Origin of the sequence: Thiocapsa sp. UBA6158, assembly GCF_002423035.1 — a bacterium.
GTDB lineage: Bacteria > Pseudomonadota > Gammaproteobacteria > Chromatiales > Chromatiaceae > Thiocapsa.
Genome location: NZ_DIUM01000135.1, coordinates 74,223 through 98,896, shown reverse-complemented (window position 1 = coordinate 98,896; position 24,674 = coordinate 74,223). Strand labels below are relative to the sequence as shown.

Here is a 24,674-nt window from a genome sequence, read left to right as displayed (position 1 = left end):
CGCTCTGCGCGTGACCCGGATCGAATGTTCCGATTGACCTCCACGGACGCGACAGCCATGTTCTTCCCCGTCGACGAGACAGTCCGCCGTAAGGCCAAGACGCCGCATGAACTCGCGATGGTCAACCTGATCGTCTTCAATCTCCTGATCGGGGTCGCGCTGCTCGCGGGCTCGATGGCGGAGCCGGATTCGATGATCGGGCGCTACAAGTGGTTCGCGGTCTCGATCCCGCTCGCCCTCTCCTTGGTGCTGATCGGCGGAACCTGGATGAGGTCCAGGCGACCCGGCAAGGACATGAGCTGGTTCGCCGCGACGCATTGGCGGTTGGCCGCAAGCCGCTATCGCCTGATCCTGATCGCCTACCTGGTGTGCGCCGCGATCCTGAGCATCGCCCTACTCGGCAAGCAGGACGAGACCGAGATCGCGGCACAGCTGAGGACGCTGCCGCCGGCGATGCAGGAGATGGAGCGGCACAAGATCGAGTCGCAGGACATGGCCAGCGCCATTTGGGCACGCATCGGCGTCGTGCCCCTGTTGCTTGCCGTGATGGTGACCATCATGCTCGAGTCCGGCGCGCTCTACCAAGCCGGACGCGGAGAGCTACCCGATGCGTTGGTCGCACGATGTCCTCCCCCGGAGGGGCTCGTCGGGAGCGAGACCGAGCCACCGGCGGCATGATCTACGGCGACCTCCGGCCTTTTTTTCCGACGATCACTCACAAGGTTCCACCACGACAGGAATTGACCATGTCAAAACCATCCCTTTACCTCACCACGGTACTCTTAGCTGCTATGACGACACCCGCTCTTGCTGACAATCCCAAGGTTGCGTTGGACGTGACGATCGGCGGCGAGCCCGCCGGCACCATCACGATCGAGCTGTTCGCCGACGTGGTCCCGAAGACGGCCGAGAACTTCCGCGCGCTCTGCACCGGCGAGAAGGGCACGGGCAAGAGCGGCAAGCCGCTGTCCTATGCCGGAAGTCCCTTCCATCGCATCATCCCGGGCTTCATGATCCAGGGCGGCGACTTCACCCGCGGCAACGGCACGGGCGGCGAGTCCATCTACGGGGAGAAGTTCGCCGATGAGAACTTCGAGCTGAAGCACACCGCGGCCGGCCTGCTCTCGATGGCGAACGCCGGCCCCAACACCAACGGGTCGCAGTTCTTCATCACGGTCGACGCCACCCCTTGGCTGGACGGCAAGCATGTGGTGTTCGGCAAGGTCGTCGAGGGCATGGACGTCGTCGAGGCGATGGAGGCCCAAGGCTCGCGCTCCGGCGGGACCAAGACCGAAGTGGTCCTCGCGGACTGCCGCGCGCTCTGAAGTCGAAAGGATCCCCGACCCGTTTCGGGTCGAGGGTCGCACCAATTCGGGGCCGCCTCGGGCCCCGAGCCGCTGTCCGACCGGCCGAACCCTCCGCATCGCGATGAGACTGGCGGGCACACATGAACCGGTCACGATCCGCCCGTGATCCACACCCGATCTCGCGAGATCAAATTGATCTCCAAGCACAACTCCGACGGCGACACCGCCGCTCGGGATTGAATTTCCCGATGAGTGGACTCAGAGTTCCCGAAAGACGACTGGCGTCGTAGGATTTTGGTGCAGTCTTTGCGTCAGGATCTGCGTCTTCGACCTTTTTCAGCCAGAAGCACCGAGGATCCAGCCATGTACGACATCGATCTCGACCGAGACTATCGTGATGCCCGACCCCGCTCGGCGGGGTGTCTCCACCCGCACGCCCAGCCCGAGCGACGGATGCAGACGTGGGCCGAATTGCAGTGGGCGACCGAGCAGCAAAAACCGTTCGGCCCCTATGCGCGACAAATCGAGGCCGATGTCCTGCGCAGTCTCGGCTGACCCGCGCCCGGCGGGACAGGCAACATATCCCGCCGAGCTCAAACCCCTCTGCACCCCCAACGCAGGCGCTGCGCGGGTCAGATCGTCAGATCACCACACTACAGCCGCACTTTAGATCGACGACGACGGGCGAAACGAGACGGCGTGCTTGACCCTGCCAAACGTGCAGCACCAAAAGGGTCTGTGGGTCAAACACCAGCACATCCTTGACGCCCTGAGAGAGATAAAAGGGCGGGCCGATCTCTAAGTCTTTTGCCTCGTATCCCTTGCTCACGACCTCGACGACCGCCTCGGGCACCATCGTCAAAACGCTATCCTGTTCAGCCTCGTCGGGCTCACGACAGAAGATGGAGATGTCGGGTCGCTTCAACCCGTTCGGGAACTGGATGTAGACATCCAACGCGTGAACGCAGTCGCAATCACCGCCTTCCGACCGTCCGATCGAAGCGGCGATCCGCTCGACATGCTTCTGATGCCGATACAGCGGCTGCGCCTCCCAGATCGCTAGCCCATTGACGACCTCCAGCCGCACCCCGAGCTCATCGGAGCGCAGCACAAGCTGTTGCAGATCCATCGATACCCCCGAGCGTTTCCGCATTAAACCGCGCCCAGTGCGGTATGCGCTGTTTTTGGATGGGATCGGCCCCGGCGGATTTGACGACCGCTGGAGACGGCGCGGTTTAAACAACACCCGATCATCGCACGCCTCACCCAAGCATTCGACACCCTCGAATCGCGTCCGCTCCAACGCCTGTTGATCCAAACCAGACTGCATCCATGCGAAAACCTCGCAGAGCACTCGTAGACGCGATTTGAGCAGCATAGCGACGGGCTATCAAAGCATTTCAATCGCTTGCCGCTGCAGATCGATAAGGTTATCTCAGCGAATCCCGATATTCGGCCTCGATCATCCCTTCGCCAACGTCGGCCACCGAATGCGTAGTCAGGCCATCTTGGCCTGACGGAATCAGGGCTGGAAGCCCTGACGTTAGTGGATCGTCGACGAGCCTGAATTGCATTTCATCCGAGACGCCGAGGTCGATGTGCCGGATCTTGGCGGCTGGCGGCGCGAGCGCATGCTCAACCATCCGCCGGTTCACCGCATCGAGGTCGTGCCTGATTGGATCTGCGAGGTCCCCCGTCCTCCGAAAGCAAGGACAGGAATATCAAGATGCCGATCTACGCCGAGTTCGGCGTGTCCTATGCTTGGCTGGTCGATCCTCTAAACCGCGTCTCCATAAAGGTCGGAAAAACCCCTAAGCCCAACACGAAATGACGATTACGCATTTCACTCTGGACGCGGTTTAGCACACACATTGGAAGCCTACTCCCTCGAAGATGGAGCCTGGAGAGAGATCGGCCGTTTTGCCGGTGCGGCCTCGGCATCGGTCGCACCCTTCGATGCGGTAGCCATCAACCTGAGCGATCTCTGGGCGCCAACGGCGTAGAACAGACCGACGAGACCGACCGTACCAAGCCCATGCGGACACACGGCAAACACGGCCCGGTTTGCATCGGAACGCGGCTGGCGTAAACTCTTGCCTCTTACCATGTAAGAGGCGGAATGCACACGATGTCGACCGTGACCGTATCGGACAAGGGCCAGGTGGTCATCCCCGCCGCGATCCGCCAGCGGCTCGGAATCGCACCCGGCAGCAAACTGGATTTCGAGCTCGAAGGCGACAGCATCCGAGTCCGGGTACTCCGCACCATCAAACAGACGCGGCCCGAGGACGGCTTCGGGCTACTGAGGTGCGACCATCCCGGAGAGCGCCGCCTATCGGACTTCGACGTCGCCACCGCGATGCGGGACGAGCGCGATGATTGCCCTTGATACCGACATCCTGGCCCGCTTCTATGTCGATGACCCCGGCGACCCGGAAGGGGCCAAACAACGACCGATCGCCTACGAGATTTTCACCACGAGTCCCAGCCTCTTCGTCCCGCTCACCGTCGTTCTGGAGTTCGAATGGGTGCTGCGGGCCTTCTACCGCTTCGACACGGCACAGGTGATTCAGGTCATGACGCACCTGCTGGGACTACCGAACGTCAACGTGGAGGGGATCGATCGAATCGCGGCCGCCCTGGAGCTTCTCGGTCGGGATCTGGATTTCGCCGACGCGCTTCATCTTGCCGGCAGCCGTCACTGCGAGGCGCTCTATACCTTCGATGACCGTCGGTTTGCGCGACCCGCGCAACGCTTGGGCGTGGGCACTGAACTTGTGGTTCCCGGCTCCGAGCCGTCTTCAATGGTACCGTAGACAGGAAATCCGCGAGGAATGCGAGGGGCATCCCGAAGACAGCCGTCGCCGGACGACGACGGCACGACAGCATGATGCAGACAGGAGCCTCGATGGCCAGTCAGGATTCGAACAACAACGACCTCGCCTATGCCGACACCCTGTGGAAGTCGGCCGACGCGCTGCGGGGTCAGGTGGACGCGGCCGAGTACAAGCACGTCGTGCTGGGCCTGCTGTTCCTGAAGTACATCTCCGATGCCTTCGCGGCCAGACGCGAGGGGCTCATGGCCGAGCTCGAAGCGGACGGTATCACCGGCGCCCAGATGGAGAGCCTGCTGGAGAGCCGCGACGAGTACACCGCCGAGCGCGTCTTCTGGGTACCGCCCGAGGCGCGCTGGCAGAACCTGCAGAACCAGGCCATCCGCCCCGACATCGCCACACTGATCGACGACGCCATCCTCGCCGTCGAGCGTGACAACCCGAATCTCAAGGGCAAGCTGCCGCGCGACTACGCCCGCCGCAGCATCGCGCCCGAAAAGCTCAAGGGCCTGATCGACCTGATCGCCGACATCGGCTTCAAAGGCGACCGCGCCAAGGCCCGAGACAGTCTCGGCCGGGTCTACGAATACTTCCTCGGCAAGTTCGCCCAAGCGGAGGGCAAGCTCGGCGGCGAGTTCTTCACGCCGCGCTGCATCGTGCGGCTGCTGGTGGAGATGATCGAGCCCTACGAGGGCCGCGTCTACGACCCCTGCTGCGGCTCCGCGGGCATGTTCGTGCAGTCCGAGCGCTTCGTCGAGGCCCACGGCGGACAGACGACCGACATCTCCATCTTCGGTCAGGAGTCCAACCCCACCACCTGGCGACTGGCGCACATGAACCTCGCGATCCGCGGCATCGAGGCCAACCTGGGCTCCCAGCCCGCGGACACCTTCCTGCGCCACCTGCATCCGGATCTAAAGGCCGACTACATCCTCGCCAATCCGCCGTTCAACATCTCGGACTGGTCCGGCAAGCTGCTGGAGAAGGACGTGCGCTGGCGCTACGGCACCCCGCCCGCCGGTAACGCCAACTACGCCTGGATTCAGCACTTCATTCACCATCTGGCGCCGCCGAACGGGCACGGCGGCGGGGTCGCCGGCTTCGTCATGGCCAACGGGTCGCTCTCCTCCGGCTCCGGCGGCGAGGGCGAGATTCGGCAGCGCATCGTCGAAGCCGACCTTTTGGACGCCATCGTCGCACTGCCGGCCCAGCTCTTCTTGACCACGGGCATTCCCGCCTGCCTCTGGTTCCTGACCCGCGACAAGACCGGCCGCAACCTGCCCCACGGCGGTCGCGACCGCCGCGGCGAGACCCTGTTCATCGACGCCCGCAAGCTCGGCACCCTACAGACGCGGACGCTGCGCGTGCTCACCGGCGGCGACGACGGCGAAACCCTGCTCGCCGACGGACTCGGCGACCCGGACGCCGACTCCGATATCGGCCGCATCGTCTACGCCTTCCGCCAATGGCGCGGCGAGCCCGCGCCCGCCTGGTGGAACACCGCCGACCACGGCGACTGGACCTACCGCGACCTCCCCGGCTTCTGCAAGGCAGAGACCATCGACGGCATCCGCAAGCACGGCTTCGTGCTCACCCCCGGCCGCTACGTCGGTGCCAAGGAGCAGGAAGAAGACAGTGAGCCGTTCGAGGAGAAATACCCGCGCCTGCTGGCTGAGGTGGAGGCGTGCTTCGTGGAGGGTGAACGGTTGATGGGCGTCGTGCGCGAGCGGCTGAAGGGGGTAGGTCGTGGCTGATCGGTCGACCGCGCTCCAACCGAAGCAAATACCATGCGCTACCTGAATCTCGACCATCTGCGTCGCTGCATCGAAACACTGCAGCAGTCGTTGCGGCTCTATCAAAGCGCCGAGCCCGACAGCATCGAGCAGGAGGTGTTTCGCAACGCCATCGTCAAAGGATATGAGCTGACGCAGGAAATCGCCTTCAAACTTCTCAAGAAGGCCCTGAAGGCGTTCGGCCACAGCGCCCGGAAACTCGAATCCACGCCCATCAAGGATATTCTGCGGCTCGCCGCCGTGCATGGCCTGCTGACCCTCGAGGAGGTCGAGCGCTGGTTTAAGTATCGCGACAATCGCAACGACACCGCCCACGACTATGGCGAGGCCTTTGCGCGGGAGACACTGACGCTGATGCCTGGGTTCCTGGAGGATGTCTCGCGGCTGGCGGATCGGTTGGACGCCAAGCTCGGCAAGGATGCGACATGAGTAGCGGCAACGCCCGTCCGGCACTGCACCTGCCCGCGCGTTACCTGGCGATCGTCCAGGACATCCTGCGCCGTTACCTACCGCATGCCGAGGTCTGGGCCTACGGGAGCCGCGTCAACGGCGACCATTACGACGCCAGCGATCTGGATCTCGTCGTGCGTCAGCCCGACGACCTGAGCCGCCGACAGTCGGACCTTGACGAGGTCGCAGGCGCCTTCTCCGACAGCGACCTGCCAATCCTGGTGCAGATCGTCGATTGGGCGCGCATACCGGCAGCCTTTCGGGAGGAGATCGAAGTGCGCTACGTCGTGCTGCAATCCGCGGACAGCGCCGCTGCAGCGCCTGCGGAAGCGGGCTCGCATTCTCTCGCTCCTACGCTCCAGCGTGGGAGCCAGAAAATGATTAAGGCTTGGCGCTATTGCCTGCTCGGCGATGTGATCGAACTAAAGAGGGGCTATGACCTTCCTCAGTCCGATCGTCGTGCTGGATCAGTTCCCGTGGTGTCGTCTTCCGGGCTTTCCGGTTGGCACGATATGGCGAAAGCCAGGGCGCCAGGTGTAGTCACCGGTCGATATGGCACACTTGGCGAGGTGCACTACATCATCGAGGACTACTGGCCACTCAATACAACTTTGTACGTGCGCGACTTCAAAGAGAATGACGCGCGATTCATTTCCTATTTCTTGCGGTCTCTGGACTTTCAGGCCGCAAACGATAAGAGCAGCGTTCCTGGACTGAACCGCAATGACTTACATCGCTATGAGGTAGCCGTTCCTCCGCCTTTCGAGCAACGCGCCATCGCCGGGGTTCTCGGAACGCTGGACGAGAAGATCGAACATAACCGGCGGACGGCCCAAGCGCTGGAGCGGCTGGCACGTGCGATCTTCCGCGCCTGGTTCGTGGACTTCCAGCCGGTCAAGGCCAAGGCCGCCGGCGCGACCGTCTTCCCGTCCATGCCCCAGCCCGTTTTTGACGCCCTGCCCACCGGCTTCGTTGATTCCAAGATTGGTCCCGTCCCTGAGGGCTGGGAAGTCTTTCAGCATCGTGTAGCCGAGCTCGAAGCACAAGGAGCGCTCTCCGTCGGTGACGGCTATCGTGCAAAGCGGAGCGAGCTCGCGGATAGCGGGTTTCCTTTTATTCGAGCGGGAAACGTCAACGGAACCGTCAATACGGAAGGCGCCGAATTGCTTTGCGCGGAATCTGCGACCAAAGCTGGACCCAAGCGTTCTCGCGTCTGGGATACCGTTTTCACTTCTAAAGGGACGGTAGGCCGCATTGGCCTAATAACCCCTTGGACAGGCGATGTCGTCTATGCGCCTCAGGTGTGCTTTTGGCGATCATTAGACGAGCGCACGATCGACCCCTTCTTTCTGCATCTATGGATCTGCTCAGACAGCTTTACACACCAGTGGATGGCCGTGAAGGGAAACACGGATATGGCGGATTTCGTGAGTCTGTCCGATCAACGCGCGATGCGGCTCGCCGTACCGACATCATCGCTGCAAAGTGCCCTCCGCTCGATCGTTGAACCGCTCTTTCGACTGAAGGCAGAAACGGAGTTTGAGTCTCGGAAATTGGCCGAGATGCGCGACTACCTCCTCCCCAAGCTGCTTTCGGGCGAGTTGCGCGTGAAGGACGTAGAACGATTCCCGGAGACCCCGCGATGAACACAGCCGCAGACAAACCGCTCAGCCCGCCGCGCATTCAGTACTTGAGGGTACGTAACTTTCGAGCGCTGCATGAAGTGGAATTCAAGGAGCTGACGCCGCTGACGGTGCTGCTCGGACCCAACGGCAGCGGCAAGTCCACGGTCTTCAACGTGTTCGCCTTCCTGTCCGAATGCTTCGAGCTGGGCCTGCGCCGCGCCTGGGACAAGCGCGGTCGTGCGAAGGAGCTGAAGACGCGCGGCGGCGACGGGCCGGTGGTGATCGAGGTCAAGTATAAGGAGTCGGGCTATCCACTGATCACCTATCACCTGGCCGTGGACGAACGCAGCGGGGGGCCGGTGGTCGTTGAGGAGTGGCTGCAATGGCGTCGGGGCCAGAACGGGAAACCCATTCGCTTTCTGGACTATCGGGAGGGGCAAGGCCGGGCCGTGAGCGGCGAGGCCCCGGACGAGAACGACCGGCGCATTGAGATCCCGTTGAAATCGCCCGAGCTCCTCGCGGTCAATGCGCTCGGGCAATTCGCCGATCATCCGCGCGTGGCGGCACTGCGGGAGTTCATCACCGGCTGGCATGTATCCTACCTGTCGGCCGACAGCGCGCGTGGTCAGCCCGAAGCGGGACCGCAGGAGCGCCTGTCCCGCACCGGCGACAATCTGGCCAACGTGATTCAGTACTTGGCAGAGCGCCACGGCGACCGGCTCGAGCGCATCTTCGAGGTGTTGCGCCGGCGGGTGCCGCGGATCGAGCGCGTGCTGGCCGACACCATGCCGGATGGCCGGCTGTTGTTGCAGATCAAGGACGCGCCGTTCAGCCACCCGGTCCTGGCCCGGTTCGCGTCGGACGGCACGCTGAAGATGCTGGCCTATCTGGTCTTGCTTTACGACCCGAGCCCACCGCCGTTCATCGGCATCGAGGAGCCGGAGAACTTCCTGCATCCCCGGCTGCTGCCGGAGCTGGCCGAGGAGTGTCGCGCGGCCACGGCAGCCACACAACTTCTTGTCACCACGCATTCGCCGTTCTTCCTCAACGCGCTAAGGCCGCAGGAGGTGCGGGTGCTCTGGCGCGATGAGCGCGGCTACACCCAAACGCAGCGGGCCGAGGACTTGCCGGGGGTGCGCGAATTTACCGAACAAGGGGCGCTGCTCGGTCATCTGTGGATGGAAGGCCAACTTGGCGTCGGCGATCCGCTGACCAACCAAGGGGGGCCGACCCGGCCAATCAAAGGCGGGCGCTCCGCATGACGGCCACCCATCTCGAGCTGCTGGTCGAGGAGCCCTCGATGGAGGCCTTTCTGCGTGCGTTTCTGCCACGGCTGTTGCCACAGGACAGAACCTTCGAAATCCATGCCTTCCAAGGCAAGGGGGACCTGATGGGAAAGCTGGAGGCACGACTGCGCGGCTACGCGGCCTGGCTGCCCGCCGACTGGCGCATCCTGGTCGTAGTGGATCGCGACGACGAGGATTGCCTGGGTTTGAAGCAGCGGCTGGAAACCACTGCTCAGCGGGCCGGGCTCTGTTCAAAAAGCCGTGCTGGCGGTCTGCCTTGGCAGCTCGTGAATCGTATCGCCATCGAGGAACTGGAAGCCTGGTACTTCGGCGATTGGTCAGCCGTCCGTGCAGCCTACCCGCGCCTGCCCTCGACCATTCCGAATCAACAGCGCTACCGCGACCCGGATGCCATTGGCGGCGGAACCTGGGAGGCCTTCGAGCGCATCATGCAACGGAATGGATACTTCAAGGGCGGCCTGCGCAAGATCGAGGCGGCGCGGCTCTTGGGCGGGGTGTTCGAGGCAGGGCGCAATCGTTCGGCGAGCTTTTGCCGTTTCCGAGATGCCGTTCTGGAGGCGGTCGCATGAGCACGCCGTCGAGGGAGGCCACGATCATGCCATCCCCGACCGAGCAGCTCGTCGAGGATGTCGCCGCCGTCTACTTCGGCGTCATCGGCGCGCAGGTCCGGCGCGGCGTGGAGATCGACGATGCCGGCGAGCGCTTGGATTCGGGCCAGTGTGTGCTCCAGGTTCGTCTCTCCGCGGCATTGCATCGGTTCAACCCGGCAATGTCCCACGAGGTCATCGAAGGCGTGGTGCGCACGCTTGCGCACCCGCCGCATCCGACGCTGGTCCAGAACAATCGCTGGCTCCATAGGCTGCTGACCGATGGCGTCGAGGTGGAGTATCGCGACTCGCAAATTGGCCCGGATGAGAACAGGCTGCGCGGCGGACGCTGCCGGCTCATCGACTTCGAAGATCCTCTCGCCAATGACCTACTGGTAGTGCGCCAGCTCGCGGTCACCGGACCCACCGGCAAGCTGATCCGGCTGGACCTGGTGGTCTTTCTGAACGGCCTGCCCATCGCGGTGATCGAGCTGAAGGACCCGACCGACCCGCAAGCCGATCTCACGGCGGCCATCGAGCAGCTCGACCGCTATCAGGACGCGACGCCGGAGCTTTTCGTGCCGAACCTGGTGCGGGTGGTCTCTGACGGGATGCTGACCCGGGTCGGCTCCATCACCAGCGACCGCAGCCGCTTCATGCCTTGGCGACCACTCGCGGACGAGGCCGGCAGCGCGCCCACGCTGGAGGCGCTGATCCGTGGGCTCTTCGAGCCGCGGGCGCTGCTCGACTATCTGTGCAGTTGCGTCGTCTTCGAGGAGGACGCACACGGCGAGATCGTCAAGAAGATCGCCGGGTATCACCAGTTCCGCGCCGTGCGCAAGGCGCGCTCAAGTGTGCTCGCCCACCTGAAACCGGCCGGCGACGGGCGCGGCGGGGTGGTCTGGCACACCCAGGGCTCGGGCAAGTCGCTGACCATGCTGATGCTGGCAGGCACCTTGATCCGCGAGCCGGTCCTGGTCAATCCGACGCTGGTCGTGATTACCGACCGCAACGACCTGGACGACCAACTCTTCGACACCTTCGCGGCCGGCCGTGCGTTGCTGCGGCAAGACCCGGTGCAGGCCACGAGCCGCGATCATCTACGGGAATTGCTGGACCGCGCCGCGGGCGGCGTGATCTTCACAACGATACATAAGTTCTCTGATTTTCAACGCGAAGACGCCGAGGCGCAAAGCCGCAAACAAGAGGAATCCATGGCGCCTTCGCGCCTCGGCGCCTTTGCGTTTAATCCAGAGACCGCAGCGTCCAATCCAGTCAGTGACAGGGCCAACATCGTTGTGCTGGCCGACGAGGCGCACCGCAGCCAATACGGCTTCGTCGAGGGCGGCGCGCGCTGGATGCGCGAGGCACTGCCGAACGCGACCTTCGTCGGCTTCACCGGCACGCCGCTGGAGCGCGACGACAAGAACACCATCCATGTCTTCGGCGATTACGCGGACGTCTATGACATCCGCCAGGCAGTGGAGGACGGCGCTACCCGGCCGCTGTATTACGAATCGCGCATCGTCAAGCTTAAGGTGGACGAAGACGGCGCGCGGGTGGCCGAGGACGAGGTGGACTACGTCGTCAACGCCGATCGCAACGGCGCCGATCCCGATGAGCGCATCCGCGTGCGTCTGGAGTCCCTGGTCGGTGCGCCGGAGCGCTTGGAGCGCCTGGCGACGTTCATCGTCGAGCACTGGGAGAAGCGCCGCTCGGCGATGGAAGGCAAGGCAATGGTCGTGACCATGAGCCGGGACATCGCGGCGCGGCTCTACGAGCAGATCCGCGTGCTCCGCCCGGCTTGGCACGATGGCGACGACGAGCGCGGGGCCATGAAGGTGGTCGTCACCGGAAGCGCAGATGACCCGGAGCCATCGCGGGACCATGTCCGCACCAAGGCCGCGCGCAAGCGCCTGGCCGAGCGCTTCAAGGCCCCGGCGGATGATCTGCGCCTGGTCATCGTCTGCGACATGTGGCTGACCGGCTTCGACTGCCCGCCGGCGCATACGCTGTATCTCGACAAGCCGCTGGCCGGGCACAACCTGATGCAGGCCATCGCGCGGGTCAACCGGGTCTGGGGCGACAAGCCGGGCGGGCTGATCGTGGATCTGCTCGGGCTCGCCGACCAACTGGCCGATGCGCTCGCCACCTACAGCCGCGCCGGCGGCACCGGGCAGGCCGTGCGACAGGTGCAGGACGAGGCGGTGCCGGCGATGCAGTCGGCCTTCGAGAAGCTGCGCGATTTCTTTCACGGCTGCAACTACGCCCGGGCGCTCGACGCCGCACCGCGCGATGTGCTGCCGGTGTATCTGGTGGCGATCGATCATGTGCTGGGACAGGACGACGGCTGGACGCGCTTTCGCACCCTGGTCAAGGAGCTCGCGACGGCCTTCGCGCTCGCCGTGCCGCGCCCGGAAACCGACCTGATCGCACCGCACCTGGCCTTCTTCCAGCGCGCGGCGGCGATGATCCGCAAACGGCTGGCGGACGACGGAAAGGGTCCGGACAGCCGCGCGCGGCAGCGGGATATCGATGCCGCGGTGCGGCAGGTGATCGGCGGGGCGGTGGATGCGGACGAGGTGATCGACTTGTTCGCTGTGGCCGGCCTCGACGAGGCGCGGCTGGACATCCTGAGCGATGAGTTCCTGGAGCGCGTGGCCGCGCTGGAGCAGAAGAATCTGGCCCTGGAGACGCTGCGTAAGCTCTTGAACGATCAGATCCGCAGCAACGAGCGCAGCAACCTGGTGCGCAGCCGCAAATTCCGCGAGGCGTTGGAAGACGCCCTGCTGCGCTACACCAACAAGGCGATCACGACGGCGGAGATGATCGCCCGTCTGATCGACCTGGCGCGGGACCTGCGCCAGGCGCAACGGCAGGACGAGGCGCTGGGCTTGAGCACCGAAGAGATTGCGTTTTACGACGCGCTGGCCGAGAACGCCTCGGCGCGCGAGGTCATGCAAAGCGACGCACTGCGGCTGATGGCCCGCGAGCTGACCGAGATGGTACGCCGGATGCCGAAGCTCGACTGGACACAGCGCGAATCGGTCCGGGCCACCCTGCGGCGCAACGTCCGGCGCCTGCTCGCGCAGTACGGCTATCCGCCGGATCTCGCCGAGGGCGCGACCCACCTTGTGCTGCGGCAGGCGGAGTTGTCGACCGAGGATTTCGTCTGATAGGGGACTTATTCCGAGGAAGCGACGCGCGACGGACGCGATCGGATGTCGCGATGAGTCTGCATTTCCGGGCTTCGCGCCAAACTCGAACTGGATTGAGAATACCGATGCCGAAGGAGGAGAAGTCCCCTTAACTTTGGAAATCGCTGCAATCATCGCGTCTTCGTTTTGGATCTCCGGAGGGCCAGGGCTGACTTCCGCGAGCCTTGCCGCGTTCCGGCACCAGCATATCGGTCCGAGCCGTATCGGCCAGCAGGAGCTGCTTCAGCGAGGGGCGGGCGGCCGCCTGAAGGCGGCGCCACTCATGGATGGGCACTAGCACGGCGATATCAGTGCCCCGTCGCGTGACCACCTGGGGGCCATCGGTCACACAGGCATCCAGAAACTCGCTGAAGCGAGCTTTGGCGTCCTTAACTGACCAGACATGCATAGACAGGCTCCTGCAAGGCGGAAAATGACTGGATTTGTGACGAGTTGTCGGCTCCCGACGCGGGGATCAAGAACAAGGCTATTTCCTATCAATTCAATACCCCTAAACCAGGATGCCGACCCAGCCATGACCAAACCCCGCCTCATCGTCCTGACCGCGTTCGCGATGATCCCTCTGGCCGCGAACTCCTGGCTGTGTCGGGCGGCACTGCGCGATACGGCCATCGATGCGGCAAGCTTCACCTCGATCCGCTTGATCTCGGGCGCGTTGATGCTCTGGCTGCTGGTGTGGTTGACCGGCAAGGCACGTGCGGGTGCGGGCAATTGGCCTTCGGCGTTCGCCCTGTTCGCATACGCCGCACTCTTCTCCTTCGCCTACCTGAGCTTGACCGCGGCGACCGGCGCACTCCTTCTGTTCGGCGCCGTGCAAGTGACCATGATCGCACTTGGACTGCGGGGCGGCGAACGTCTCGACGGCATTCAGATCGCCGGTGTCGCGCTTGCCTTCGCAGGTCTGGTCGGCCTGCTGCTGCCCGGGCTATCCGCACCGCCGTTGGGCGGTGCGCTCATGATGATCGGCGCCGGCATGGCCTGGGGTGTCTACTCGGTGCGCGGCAAGGGCGCGGGTGACCCGATACGCGTCACCGCCGGCAACTTTCTGCTGACCGTGCCGATCACGACGCTGTTGAGCCTGCTGATGATCACGGAGGTCTCGCTGGATGCGATCGGCGCGGGCTATGCCGTTGCCTCCGGCGCCCTGACCTCGGCACTCGGCTATGCGCTCTGGTATCGAGTCCTGCCGATGTTGCGGGCGACGAGCGCGGCCACGGTTCAGCTCAGTGTGCCCGTGATCGTCGCGATCGGCGGCGTCGCCCTGCTCGGCGAGCCGATCACGCTGCGTCTCGTGTTGGCCTCGGCGGCGGTGCTCGGCGGGATCACCCTGGTTATCCTGGAGCGTGATCGGATCGGTGGTCGCCGGTAGATCCTGCTCCGTCGAGAGATCGGAAACGGGTCGTGCGGCGCTGTTGTGACTGCTCGCTGCCATCGCGGATCGTTCGATACGCGGAGCGCCGAGGTCCGATCGGCGTCTCGGCACGGAGCGCCGACTCGACGTCAGGCGGCATCCGACTGACTCCAGGTGGCGGGATTGCGCTGGCGTGACGCTTCGAGACTCGCCGAAATACTCAGCGTATCGCGCCTGTGCAGCCTCTCCGAAGAGGATCTCGCAAGCCTCCATCAGGCCCTCGGCCTCCTGGATCTGCCGACGCGGAACCACCAGGGCGATCTTGGAGCGACGGCGCAGGAAATCCTCGAGCGTGACGATCATCTCCTGACGCTTGGCGAGCTGGATCTCGCAGCGCAGATAATCCGTTCCCTTGATCAAGACATCGGCCCGGCGCGGATCCTCGCGGATCCGGGCGAGCAGCTCGAAGGCCTGCTGGTCGTAGCGCCGCCACAGCCGACTCGAGAGCGGCTCGATGGACTCGGGCGAGGTGTAGCTGTCCAAGTTCATCAAGCGTACCTGGTGCATGTACTCCGCGTAGACCGAGCGGTGCGGCTCGCCGTACCAGCGGTACCCGGCATGCGGCAGGTCGATGCCGAGCCCGGCGACGATCCGCGCGACCTCGTTGCCGACGTTGACGCAGTCGGTGAGCTTGCCGCCGAAGATGGACAGATGCGCACGCGTGCGATCCACATCGATCTCGTGCTTGCGCGAGAGCTGCATCCAATCGCGCACGCCGGCGTCGCCGCCCTGGCGCTTCACCACCAACGGCCGCACCCCGCAGCGCTCGGCGATGATGTCCTCGCGCGTCAGCGGAGCGGCCAACGCGACCCTCTTGTTGATGTTCTCCAGCACGAAGTCGCGATCTGCGTCGGTGACCTCGGTCTGCGGTGTGTCGACCCGGTTGTCGGTGGTGCCGATGCAGGCGCGCAGCCCCATCGGGATGACGAAGAACAGCCGTCCGTCGTCGGCGAAGAAGGTCAGGATCCGCTGATGGGGCGTGATCTGCGGCACGATCAGATGGATGCCTTTGGAGAACAGATGTTGATGCTCGGTCTGCTCACCGCTGAGTTGATTGTGATCGTCGACGAAAGGACCGGCGGCGTTGATCAAGACCTTGGAGCGGATCTCGAAGGTCTCGCCCGTTTGGGTATCGCGCGCACGGGTGACCCAGAGCTCCCCGTCGCGCCGTGCACCGAGCGATTCGACATAGTTCGCCGCGATACAACCGCGGTCCATCGCCGAGCGCACGAACTGGAAGACGAAGCGCGAGTCGTTGTCGTGCAGATAGGCGTCGGAGTATTCAAATCCGCCGGCCGCCTTGTCGGTCTTGACCACTGGCTCCTCGCGGTGGATGCGCTCCTTGGTGAGGACGCGCGGGATCCGGGTGAAACCGTTGCCGAACAGCCAGTACACCCAGGTGCCAAGCCACAGAAAGAAGGGCGAGAAGCGAAACCCGCGATCGATCGTGGCGAAGAAGCGGATCTCTTTGACCCGGCTCGGATAACTGCGGATCAGCTCGTTGCGGCTCAGGCACAGCTTGCGCACGAGCCTGTAATCACCGCTTTCGAGATATTTGATCCCGCCCCAGGCCAGGTTGGACGATTGCTGACTGGTGAATCCGGCGAAATCGCGCTTGTCGATCAGGGCCACTTGGGCGCCCTTGCCGGACAGTGCGGCGGCAGACACCGCCCCGTTGATGCCGCCGCCGATGATCAGTGCGTCATAGACCACACCTTCTCGCAGCTTGGCGATGTTGCTGACGCGCAGCGTCATGGCATCAATCCTCATCAAGGGCCCAGCCTTTGGAAAGTTCGACGGCCTTGTGCCAGCGCTTGAACAGACGCTCACGCTTGGCCGCGTCGAAGCGCGGGTGATAGCGCACATCCATTCCTGTCGTCGTTTTTTCTTGGAGGCCGATGACGCGGCCGTCCGATCGCGTCGGGCCTGATCTCGGCCGATCGCGGCTCGGCGATTGCCCGAACGATCGCGGACTGAATGCGATCGTTCATCCTACCGTGCCGCCCGGTAGTCGCAATCGCTTGAGTGTAGTACGCGCGAAGGCAGGTCGCTTGCCACCGGCTCCATGACCGGCCGACCGATAAGCCTGCTTGGTAGAAGGCACAGGCAGTGGCCCTGCGCTCGATGATCCGTTGCGACCCGCGCGCCTTCTCCCGGCGGGTCGCGACCCCCATGATCGGAGAGACGTCAGCGAACCGGAGAGCCCAGGTCATGAACGCAAAGATCGTGACGGTCCGCCCCGAGCGTCCCGCCGACACGCTGCAGCGGCTGCCCAACTTCGTAGGCATCTCCGAGGCCACGGCCGGCGCTGCGGGGATCTCGATGAACCTGGTGGTCATCCCGCCCGCAGGCGAGGCCGAGCCCCACCTGCACCTGGGGTTCGAAACCGCCATCTATCTGCTCAAGGGCCGCGTCGAGACACGCTACGGCGAGAATCTCCGAGACTCGGTGATCAACGACGAAGGCGACTTCATCTTTATCCCGGCGGGAGTACCCCATCAACCCCGGAACCTAAGCGAAACCGAGCCTGCGCTCGCCATCGTGGCGCGAAACAACGCCAACGAGCAGGAAACCCTGCAGCTCTATCACCCGGCCGGGAGTGAATAGGGCGGCCGGAACGCGTCATTGCACACCAGGAGTCAGGAAATGCCGCGACGCTGCAAAGATTGCCTCGTCATTCTCGCCATTGCCGTTTGTGGTTTCTCGCTACCGACAGCAGCTGAAATACACAAGTGCACAAGCAAGGACGGGAAGGTGTCCTTCAGCGACGTCGCCTGCCCTCTCGATACAGCCGGGGAGATGCTGGACACCGCCGGCAAACCGGCGAGCACCGCACTCAATCAGGGATTCGACCTGAGCCCGTCCCCGACGGCGCAACCTCCGGCAACCCGGCTCGATCGGCAGCGATCGAGAGAACCAACCAAAGGGCAGCAGCCGCGGACAAACACCTCGCTCATTTACCAGAAATGGCTGATCGAGGAACGGAATGCGACGATCCGGGGCGCGCTTCCGCCTGAGATCAACCGGCCGCGCGAAAAGACCCGGACGGTGATCGGCAAGGATTGAGCGAGGACGGCGTCCGCGCGGCCTCCACGTGCCGGGAAACCTGCCGACTCGACTCCCAACGCCTTGAATACCGCATCGACCGGGTCCGCATAGAAAGACGTTTGGAACTTGGCGAACAGCTCCCCGGGGATGTCCCGGACGCCGGCCATCGGCAGCAGGATTCGCCTTGCACCGGAATCGACATGGGCGGGCATCGGCAGAACGGGACAAGACCCAAGAGTACGAGTGGATGTCGACAGCCCTCGCTGCTGCAGCCGTCATCAGTATTCCCGCCATTGCTCCCGGATCGCGAGGATCTCCGGCATGATATCGAGAAACGCGCATGCGGATGATCTGCAGGCCGGTCTCGTTGTCTTTGAACTCGGCGGCGCGACCGAGCATCTGCAGCGTCTGCAGACGTGACTGAATCAGGTCGTCGTACAGCCTCTCCGCGGCCTTGGTCGGCTCCTCGGCGCGGAGGCGTTGCGCTCAACCAGCCTTTTTGCTTAATGTAACCCGCGCCGGTGAGATGACACTCGAAACGCTGTTGCACCGGCCTACGGCCCGCACGGTTGTCCCCGTGGCGGGCCTCTCTGTGACGGGGGGTCTGCCCATTCTGCCGTATCGGCGCCGCAACGGCGCACCAGTGGCACGACTGAGACGGCCGAGCACCGCGCTCCCTCGGACTGGATCACCGGTGGAATGATGCCTCAATGGCCAGCTGCTGGTTCGCGGATCAGGGTGCGAAACAACAGCGGCGATGCGATCCGGCCCTGTGGCAGACCTGGAGTGGAATGGACACGAAAACCCTGATCATCGCCGGTCTGGTGGTCGCCCTGGCGGTCAGCTTCAGCATGGCTATGGTCTTCTGGACACGTCGCACCTATCCCGGCTTCGGCTATTGGCTGGCCGGTTCGGTATGCCGGGCGCTTTCGGCGGCGCTCTTCCTGTTGCCGCGGGATCAATTCCCCCCCTGGCTGACCATCGTCCTGGCCAACTATCTGCTCTTTGCCGAGCTCATCCTCTATCTGCGCGGGACCCTGATCTTTCGCGGCCAACCGGTCCGTGTCCGCTGGGATGTCGCCGGCTCCCTGATCTTCCTCGTTGCGTTTTTCTGGTTCACCTATGTCGAGCCCAGTCGAAACGCCCGTGTCGGGGTCGGCATGTTCTTGATCGCGATCTGGTCGTCGCGGTTGTGCCTGGCGCTCTTGACCCGGCGCCCGCCCTATTTTGGCTCATTCGATCGCTGGCAGGCGGGCATCTGGGCGGTGCTGACCCTGTTTGGTCTGATGCGGGCGATCTATGTCGGCATCCTGGCGCCCCCACTGCCCGATTACCTGACCTCTCCCGCGTATCAGAGCGAGTGGATCCTGCTGCTGATCCTGACCTCGATCCTAGTCACCCTGAGTCAGGTGGTCATGAACATCCAGCGGCTCGAGTACGACCTGCGGCGGACCCGCGAAGCGCTGGAGGAGGATGTCCGCGAGCGTGAGCGCATCGAAGGCGAGTTGCGCGCGGCCAAGGCGCGCCTGGAGGCCACGATCAACACCCTGCCGGATCTGCTGTTGCGTGTGGATCGCGAGGGGCGGATCCGGGACTGTCACTCGGCGGACCCGGGTCGACTGTTCCTGCCCCCGGAGGCTGCACGGGTGGTTCTCGCCGCCTTGGAGGAGGCGGAGCGCAAGGGCTATCATCGGGGTGCCAGCTATTCGTTGCCCACACCTCAGGGACCGACCTGGTACGAGCTGTCGATCGCCCGACTAGGGGAGCCAACCGCGGACGATGGTGAATACATCATGCTGATCCGCGACATCACCGACCGCCAACTGGTCGAGGAGCAGTTGCGCCTCAGTGAAGAGCGGCACCGGCTGCTGGCCGAGAACGCCTTGGATGTCATCTGGACCCTCGAGCCTGACGGCACCCTGTCCTATGTCAGTCCCGTCGTCGAGAAGCTGCGGGGCTTCACCCCGGCCGAGGCCCTCCGCCAGGCACCGGAGGAGGTTCTCACCCCGGCCTCACTGGCCAACTACCGCCGTTATTTCCAGGACGTACAGACCCGGGCCAGGTCCAATCTCCCCTTGGAGCCCTTCCGGGGTGAACTGGAATATCGCTGTCGGGATGGCTCGACCGTCTGGGGCGATGTCATGGTCTACCCGCAGCAGGATACCGACGGGACTTTACGCCAGCTTTTGGGGGTCTCGCGTGACATCAGCGAGCGCAAACGTCATGAGCTTGAATTGCGCCAGGCGCGGGACCTCACTGAACAGGCCAACCAGGCGCTTCAGGCCGCCAACGCCGAGCTCCAACGTCTCGCCACCACCGACACCCTCACCGGGGTCTGGAACCGGCGTCACTTCGAGCAGGTCGTGGCGGCGGAGATCCAGCGCGCCGGGCGCTACGGCGAGCCTTTGTCGTTGTTATTGCTCGATATCGACCACTTCAAGGCGGTCAACGATACCCATGGCCACCTGGTGGGCGACCAGGTGCTGATCGGCCTCAGTCATCGGGTGCGCGATCACCTGCGCGATGTCGATATCTTGGCCCGCTGGGGTGGCGAGGAGTTCGTCGTCATGCTGCCCCATTGCGACGCTGCCCAGGCCCAGCACCTGGCGGAGAAGCTGCGTGCACTGATCGCCGCGGAACCCTTCCCCGGGGTCGGCCAGGTCACCTCCAGCTTCGGCGTGGCGCAATTCCATCCCCCCGAAAGCGCCGATGCCTGGCTCGACCGCGCCGATGATGCACTCTACCAGGCTAAGGCGGCGGGGCGCAACCGGATCAGGGTCGCTGGGCACTGACGTTTAGGCGCTAGCCTGTCCGAGTTAGGTTCCGGATTGGGTTGCGACAGCCTGCATTGCCAAAATAAGATAGGCAGCGGGGCGTGAAACATCGAAAATGTCGGTATATTTCACGAAAAAGCACTATTTTCCCTCTTTTTCATCCTTTAAGCACAAAAAGGCGCTTGAGATTCCACCCCGGACACACCGGTGCCATTCGCCCTGCACCGCACTCAGGCCGCGCAGCAGGAATTGGCGGAAGCCCTATACCTGCTTGATGATGCCGAAGACGGCCTCGACCCTGGCCTTGCGCTTGGCGTAGCGCGCCTTGCCGTCGCCATGTTCAACGCACCGAGGGAAAGCAGCATGGTGGAGCAGCGGCGCAGTCGCGAGCAGTGGCGGGAATTGATCCGGGGCTGGCCGGGCAGTGGTCTGACGCAGGCACTGTACTGCGAACGCCACGGCATTTCGACCGGGAGTCTGTCGCGCTGGCGGGCCGTCTTCGGCCGGGAGCACCAAGCCGGCGGCGGGCAGGCGCGATCCCGCGCCGAGGCGCCGTTGCGCTTGCTGCCGGTGGCGTTCAGCCAAGCCCTCGAGCCGCCGCGCAGTGATCGGGTGCTGCCCCTGGTCTTCGGTGGCGGCGTGCGCCTGGAGGTCGATGTCCTTCAGGCCGATCTGGATTTTCTTCCGGTCATGGGCTCGTACAATCTTGCCCGACGCCGAGGGGGTTAGATGCAAGCACCCTGACGCATCCAACAAACCATTATTCTTTCAGTAATTTGCATGGGATTATCTGCGCCGAGCCGAGTATGCGTGGAGGCCATTGTCCCTGGAAAACGGCAAAGCCCACGGGGAGACCGCTCAGGCAAGCAAACACCAGCTTACACCGCGTGAGTCACTGTTTCTGCTATCTGTCCCCGGTATGCGCGAATCGATCCGGAAAGGGATGAAGACACCGGTTGACGAGTGTGCCGGTGATCTAAGCAAGTCGCTGCTGATCGACACCCTGGCCGAGCTGTTTGCCGGCAACGAGGCGCTGTTCCGGGGCCTGGCGATCCATCCGCACTGGGACTGGTCGACGCGCTATCCGGTCATCCGGATCAGCTTTGCCGAAGGGGTGCTGAAAAGTCGCGAAGGACTGGATGCGCGAATCGCCGATCTGCTGCGCATCAACCGCGAGGCACTGGCGGTCGCCGTCCATCCGGATCTCGACATCGCCGGGGCCTTCGGCGAGCTGACCCGCAAGACCCACGCCCACTACAGTCAACGTGTCGTGGTCCTGGCGGATGAATACGACAAGCCGATCCTCGATAATCTGAACGACCGCGACACGGCTCGCGCCATGCGCGACGGACTGCGTAATCTCTACTCGGTGGTCAAGGGATCCGACGCCCACATCCGCTTCGCCTTCCTTAGCGGGGTGACCAAATTCAGCAAGGTGAGTATCTTCTCGGGGTTAAACAACCTGAAGGACATCACGATCTGTGCTCCTGTCCGGCGATTTCAGCGCCCTACGTGCCCATGTCGAAGCGCTCTTCGCAGCCATTCCGCATCAGTGGCATGACGGCCACCCGATCGCTCGGTACGAAGGCTTCTATGCCAGCGTCTTCTACAGCCACCTTGCCGCCCCGGGACTGGACCTGACACCGGAGGATTCCGGCAATCAAGGCCGAATCGACCTGACTCTTAAGTTCAACGGCCGGATCTGGCTGTTCGAATTCAAGGTCGTGGAGCTCGCAGCCGAGGGACGCGCGCTCCAGCAGATCAAGGATCGCGGCTACGCGGAGAAGAACCGCGCCGCCGGCGAACCCATCCATCTGATCGGCATCGAATTCAGCCGAGAGCGTCGCACCCTGGTCGGCTTCGAGGTCGAGACGATTTAGCGCCGGAGTCGAGCGACCCGGTGGGTGATTTCCGGACCTGACGCCATAGCCACGCAGGACCGCTGGGCGACTGACGTCACCCTACACCGCTTCTTCCTTGCCCCGAATCGCAGCCGCATCGCCTGCTTCTCGAATCGCTGCGGACGAGCACTCCGGCCCCTTGAAAAGATCCGACAACGGCGCCCGGCGAACGCTGCGCTAATAGGTCTTATAAGGCAGGAATTTCCCGCTCATCCGGATCTGAACGCGGTCGCCCTTGGGGTCGGGCTCGCGCTGGATATCCATGCTGAAGTCGATGGCGCTCATGATGCCGTCGCCGAACTCTTCGTGGATCAGCGCCTTGATCGATGTCCCGTAGACATTGACGAGCTCGTAGAAGCGGTAGATGAGCGGATCGGTCGGCACAGCGGTGGGTAAGGACCCTTTGAAGGGGACGATCTGGAGCTGGGTGATCGCCTCGTCGGGCAACCCGAGCGCGGCGCCGACGGCCTTGGCCTGGTTCTCGGTGAGGGTCATCTGACCCAGTAGGGCCGCGGTCGACCATTCTTTACTGTGGCCGATGATCTCGGCGAGCCGGGACCAGCTCAGTCCTTTCTCGAGCTTGGCGGACAGGATGAGAGCGGTGACGTCGTCGCGTGTCATGGTGTGGTCTCCATCAGTTGGATGCGTTGCGAAGGGCTGGTTCAGGGCTGGCCTGATTCGATGTGGCCGGTGTCTTGGTGAGCGGGACAACCCGAGCGCCGCCGTCGAGTCCGGGACGGACGATCGGCGGGTGCACCGGGTCGTCGCCTTGCTCGCCCGCATAGGTCTTGGAGCGATTCACCAGGAAGTCGACCAGGTGATTGCGGATCCGGTAGTACTGGGGGTCGTGATGGACGGTCGCGCGGGTGCGGTCGCGCGGCATCGTGATCTCGACGATCTCGGCGATCTTTGCGTACGGGCCATTGCTCATCAGCAGCACCTTGTCGGCGAGCAGGATGGCCTCGTCGACGTCGTGCGTGATCATGAAGACGGTCTGGTGCGTGGCCTGGACGATCGAGAGGAGCTCGTCCTGGATGGTGCCGCGCGTGAGCGCGTCGAGCGCTCCGAAGGGCTCGTCGAGCAGAAGCATCTTGGGCTCGATCGCAAAGGCGCGCGCGATGCCCACACGCTGCTTCATGCCGCCGGAAAGCTCCGCCGGCTTCTTGTGAAGGGCCGCGCCCAAGCCGACCATCTCCAGGTAGCGGACGCTGTGGGCCTCGATCTCTTTGGACGACCAGCGGGGCCAGCGCGAGCGCACGCCGAAGGCGACGTTGCCCAGGGCGGACAGCCAGGGCAGCAGGGCGTGACTCTGGAAGACCACGCCGCGCTCGAGCGAGGGACCTGCGATCTCGCGACCGCCCATGACCACGCCGCCCTCGGTGGCCTCGTCCAGTCCGGCCAGGACGTTCAGGATGGTGGTTTTGCCGCATCCGGAGTGGCCGACGATGCAGGCGAACTCACCCTTCTCGATCCCGAAAAAGATGTTCTCGAAGACCGTGAAGTCGGGCGATCCGCCTGTGCCTGCAAAGCGTTTGGTCAATCCCTCGATCTTCAGAAAGGGCTGCGACATGCGGCTTATTCCTTGTAAGTGACCGCGCGAGCCAGCTGCGCGAGCAGGGTGTCCAGCATCATTCCGACCAGGCCGATCAGAAGGATGGCGGTGATGATGTTGGTGATGGAGAGGTTGTTCCACTCGTTCCACACGAAGTAGCCGATCCCGGTGCCACCGACCAACATCTCGGCGGCGACGATGACCAACCAGGCGATGCCGACCGAGATCCGCATCCCGGTCATGATGGTGGGCGCGGCGGCGGGAAGGATGACCTGGAAGGCGGTGCGCAGTGACGAGACTTCGAGGGTTCGGGCGACATTCAGCCAGTCCTTGCGCACCGAGGCGACACCGAAAGCGGTGTTCACCAGCATTGGCCAGAGCGAGCAGATAAAGATCACGAACACGGCCGAGATGTTGGAGTCCTTGATGGTGTAGAGCGCAAGTGGCATCCAGGCGAGCGGCGAGATCGGCTTGAGCACCTGGATGAAGGGATCGAGCGCCTTATAAATCAACGGCGACATCCCGATCACAAAGCCCAGGGGGATGGCAACCAGCGCCGCGAGCGCAAATCCGATCAACACGCGCCCGATCGAGTAGATCAGCTGGGTGCCGATGCCCTTGTCGTTGGTCCCCCGGTCATAAAAGGGATCCCGGATGTGCTCCCAGAGCTTCGCGCCGACATCCAGCGGACCGGGCATCGCTGACTGCCCGCCCGTGGCCGCCTGTGCGCCGATGAGGGCCGCGTATTCCGGATCCACCGTCACCTCGCCGAGGGTCTGCTGGGTCGAGAAATGCCAGACACCGACGAAGGCGGCGAAGAAGAGCAGCGAGAGAATCGGTGCTGCCCAGAAGCTGGTTGGCTTCATC

General features: G+C 63.8%; 22 protein-coding genes and 3 pseudogenes. 18 read left to right on the top strand and 7 right to left on the bottom strand.

Features of this window, described 5'->3' with window-relative positions; translation table 11 throughout:
• Positions 1 to 57: 57 nt before the first annotated feature.
• The 3 genes from B4N44_RS18375 to B4N44_RS18365 all read left to right on the top strand — a co-directional run bounded on the left by B4N44_RS18375 (position 58) and on the right by B4N44_RS18365 (position 1,862).
• Positions 58 to 678: a hypothetical protein gene (locus B4N44_RS18375; RefSeq protein ID WP_296704056.1), complete on the top strand. Its 621-nt coding sequence runs from the start codon at positions 58 to 60 to the stop codon at positions 676 to 678.
• Between the two features lie 68 nt (positions 679 to 746).
• Complete coding sequence (locus tag B4N44_RS18370) at positions 747 to 1,325, top strand: peptidylprolyl isomerase (protein WP_296704053.1); 579 nt, start codon at positions 747 to 749, stop codon at positions 1,323 to 1,325.
• A gap of 345 nt (positions 1,326 to 1,670) precedes the next feature.
• Complete coding sequence (locus tag B4N44_RS18365) at positions 1,671 to 1,862, top strand: hypothetical protein (protein WP_296704050.1); 192 nt, start codon at positions 1,671 to 1,673, stop codon at positions 1,860 to 1,862.
• 85 nt (positions 1,863 to 1,947) lie between these two features.
• On the opposite strand, the gene B4N44_RS18360 is transcribed toward B4N44_RS18365, so the two are convergent.
• Together B4N44_RS18360 and B4N44_RS18355 are read right to left on the bottom strand one after the other, a co-directional pair.
• The gene (locus B4N44_RS18360) at positions 1,948 to 2,436 is read right to left on the bottom strand and encodes a Uma2 family endonuclease (RefSeq protein WP_296704048.1); all 489 of its coding nucleotides are present in this window, start codon (positions 2,434 to 2,436) and stop codon (positions 1,948 to 1,950) included.
• Between the two features lie 301 nt (positions 2,437 to 2,737).
• Positions 2,738 to 2,950: a hypothetical protein gene (locus tag B4N44_RS18355; protein ID WP_296704389.1), complete on the bottom strand. Its 213-nt coding sequence runs from the start codon at positions 2,948 to 2,950 to the stop codon at positions 2,738 to 2,740.
• Between the two features lie 485 nt (positions 2,951 to 3,435).
• On the opposite strand from B4N44_RS18355, the gene B4N44_RS18345 reads away from it, so the two are divergent.
• The 8 genes from B4N44_RS18345 (at position 3,436) to B4N44_RS18310 (ending at position 13,079) form a co-directional block, all read left to right on the top strand.
• Complete coding sequence (locus B4N44_RS18345; protein WP_296704046.1) at positions 3,436 to 3,696, top strand: AbrB/MazE/SpoVT family DNA-binding domain-containing protein; 261 nt, start codon at positions 3,436 to 3,438, stop codon at positions 3,694 to 3,696.
• Positions 3,683 to 4,123, top strand: coding sequence for a type II toxin-antitoxin system VapC family toxin (locus B4N44_RS18340; RefSeq protein ID WP_296704043.1), 441 nt, complete (start codon positions 3,683 to 3,685; stop codon positions 4,121 to 4,123). The genes B4N44_RS18345 and B4N44_RS18340 overlap by 14 nt, the downstream gene beginning before the upstream one ends.
• A gap of 71 nt (positions 4,124 to 4,194) precedes the next feature.
• Positions 4,195 to 5,895, top strand: a complete 1,701-nt coding sequence (locus B4N44_RS18335) for a class I SAM-dependent DNA methyltransferase (RefSeq protein WP_349681101.1) — start codon at positions 4,195 to 4,197, stop codon at positions 5,893 to 5,895.
• A 33-nt stretch (positions 5,896 to 5,928) separates the two neighbouring features.
• A complete protein-coding gene (locus tag B4N44_RS18330; protein WP_296704042.1) occupies positions 5,929 to 6,363 on the top strand; it encodes a nucleotidyltransferase substrate binding protein in 435 nt (144 codons plus the stop codon).
• Complete coding sequence (locus B4N44_RS18325) at positions 6,360 to 8,030, top strand: restriction endonuclease subunit S (protein ID WP_296704040.1); 1,671 nt, start codon at positions 6,360 to 6,362, stop codon at positions 8,028 to 8,030. Before B4N44_RS18330 ends, B4N44_RS18325 begins: the two co-directional genes overlap by 4 nt.
• Positions 8,027 to 9,271 carry an AAA family ATPase gene (locus B4N44_RS18320; protein WP_296704037.1) on the top strand — a complete coding sequence of 415 codons (1,245 nt, stop codon included), beginning with the start codon at positions 8,027 to 8,029 and terminating at the stop codon, positions 9,269 to 9,271. Before B4N44_RS18325 ends, B4N44_RS18320 begins: the two co-directional genes overlap by 4 nt.
• Positions 9,268 to 9,885, top strand: coding sequence for a DUF4276 family protein (locus B4N44_RS18315; protein WP_296704035.1), 618 nt, complete (start codon positions 9,268 to 9,270; stop codon positions 9,883 to 9,885). Before B4N44_RS18320 ends, B4N44_RS18315 begins: the two co-directional genes overlap by 4 nt.
• Before the next feature lie 26 nt (positions 9,886 to 9,911).
• On the top strand, positions 9,912 to 13,079 hold the full coding sequence (locus B4N44_RS18310; protein WP_296704033.1) for a type I restriction endonuclease subunit R: 3,168 nt from the start codon (positions 9,912 to 9,914) through the stop codon (positions 13,077 to 13,079).
• Positions 13,080 to 13,209: 130 nt separating this feature from the next.
• Here B4N44_RS18310 and B4N44_RS18305 read toward each other — a convergent pair whose 3' ends face one another.
• Positions 13,210 to 13,509, bottom strand: a complete 300-nt coding sequence (locus tag B4N44_RS18305; protein WP_296704030.1) for a type II toxin-antitoxin system Phd/YefM family antitoxin — start codon at positions 13,507 to 13,509, stop codon at positions 13,210 to 13,212.
• A gap of 126 nt (positions 13,510 to 13,635) precedes the next feature.
• Between B4N44_RS18305 and B4N44_RS18300 the strand changes: the two genes are divergently transcribed.
• Complete coding sequence (locus B4N44_RS18300; protein ID WP_296704027.1) at positions 13,636 to 14,490, top strand: DMT family transporter; 855 nt, start codon at positions 13,636 to 13,638, stop codon at positions 14,488 to 14,490.
• 159 nt (positions 14,491 to 14,649) lie between these two features.
• Here B4N44_RS18300 and B4N44_RS18295 read toward each other — a convergent pair.
• Positions 14,650 to 16,287, bottom strand: a pseudogene (locus tag B4N44_RS18295) (FAD-dependent oxidoreductase); the annotation flags it as partial.
• A gap of 456 nt (positions 16,288 to 16,743) precedes the next feature.
• Here B4N44_RS18295 and B4N44_RS18290 point away from each other — a divergent pair.
• The 6 genes and pseudogenes from B4N44_RS18290 to B4N44_RS18265 all read left to right on the top strand — a co-directional run.
• On the top strand, positions 16,744 to 17,139 hold the full coding sequence (locus B4N44_RS18290) for a cupin domain-containing protein (RefSeq protein WP_296704024.1): 396 nt from the start codon (positions 16,744 to 16,746) through the stop codon (positions 17,137 to 17,139).
• Positions 17,140 to 17,178: 39 nt separating this feature from the next.
• Positions 17,179 to 17,598 (top strand): DUF4124 domain-containing protein, encoded by a 420-nt coding sequence (locus B4N44_RS18285; RefSeq protein ID WP_296704021.1) that lies wholly within the window; start codon positions 17,179 to 17,181, stop codon positions 17,596 to 17,598.
• A 773-nt stretch (positions 17,599 to 18,371) separates the two neighbouring features.
• Positions 18,372 to 20,372, top strand: coding sequence for a diguanylate cyclase (locus tag B4N44_RS18280; protein WP_296704018.1), 2,001 nt, complete (start codon positions 18,372 to 18,374; stop codon positions 20,370 to 20,372).
• A gap of 189 nt (positions 20,373 to 20,561) precedes the next feature.
• The gene (tnpA, locus tag B4N44_RS18275) at positions 20,562 to 21,083 is read left to right on the top strand and encodes an IS66 family insertion sequence element accessory protein TnpA (RefSeq protein ID WP_296704016.1); all 522 of its coding nucleotides are present in this window, start codon (positions 20,562 to 20,564) and stop codon (positions 21,081 to 21,083) included.
• 157 nt (positions 21,084 to 21,240) lie between these two features.
• Positions 21,241 to 21,333, top strand: a pseudogene (locus B4N44_RS18270) (type II toxin-antitoxin system prevent-host-death family antitoxin); the annotation flags it as partial.
• 3 nt (positions 21,334 to 21,336) lie between these two features.
• A pseudogene (locus tag B4N44_RS18265) lies at positions 21,337 to 22,234 on the top strand (AAA family ATPase); the annotation flags it as partial.
• A 198-nt stretch (positions 22,235 to 22,432) separates the two neighbouring features.
• Here the strand turns inward: B4N44_RS18265 and cynS are convergent.
• From cynS to ntrB, 3 genes are read right to left on the bottom strand one after another with little or no spacing between them, the layout of a single operon-like run.
• Positions 22,433 to 22,876 (bottom strand): cyanase, encoded by a 444-nt coding sequence (gene cynS, locus B4N44_RS18260; RefSeq protein ID WP_296704013.1) that lies wholly within the window; start codon positions 22,874 to 22,876, stop codon positions 22,433 to 22,435.
• A 13-nt stretch (positions 22,877 to 22,889) separates the two neighbouring features.
• On the bottom strand, positions 22,890 to 23,825 hold the full coding sequence (locus B4N44_RS18255; RefSeq protein WP_296704011.1) for an ABC transporter ATP-binding protein: 936 nt from the start codon (positions 23,823 to 23,825) through the stop codon (positions 22,890 to 22,892).
• Between the two features lie 5 nt (positions 23,826 to 23,830).
• Positions 23,831 to 24,673, bottom strand: coding sequence for a nitrate ABC transporter permease (gene ntrB / locus B4N44_RS18250; RefSeq protein ID WP_296704009.1), 843 nt, complete (start codon positions 24,671 to 24,673; stop codon positions 23,831 to 23,833).
• Position 24,674 lies beyond the last annotated feature (1 nt).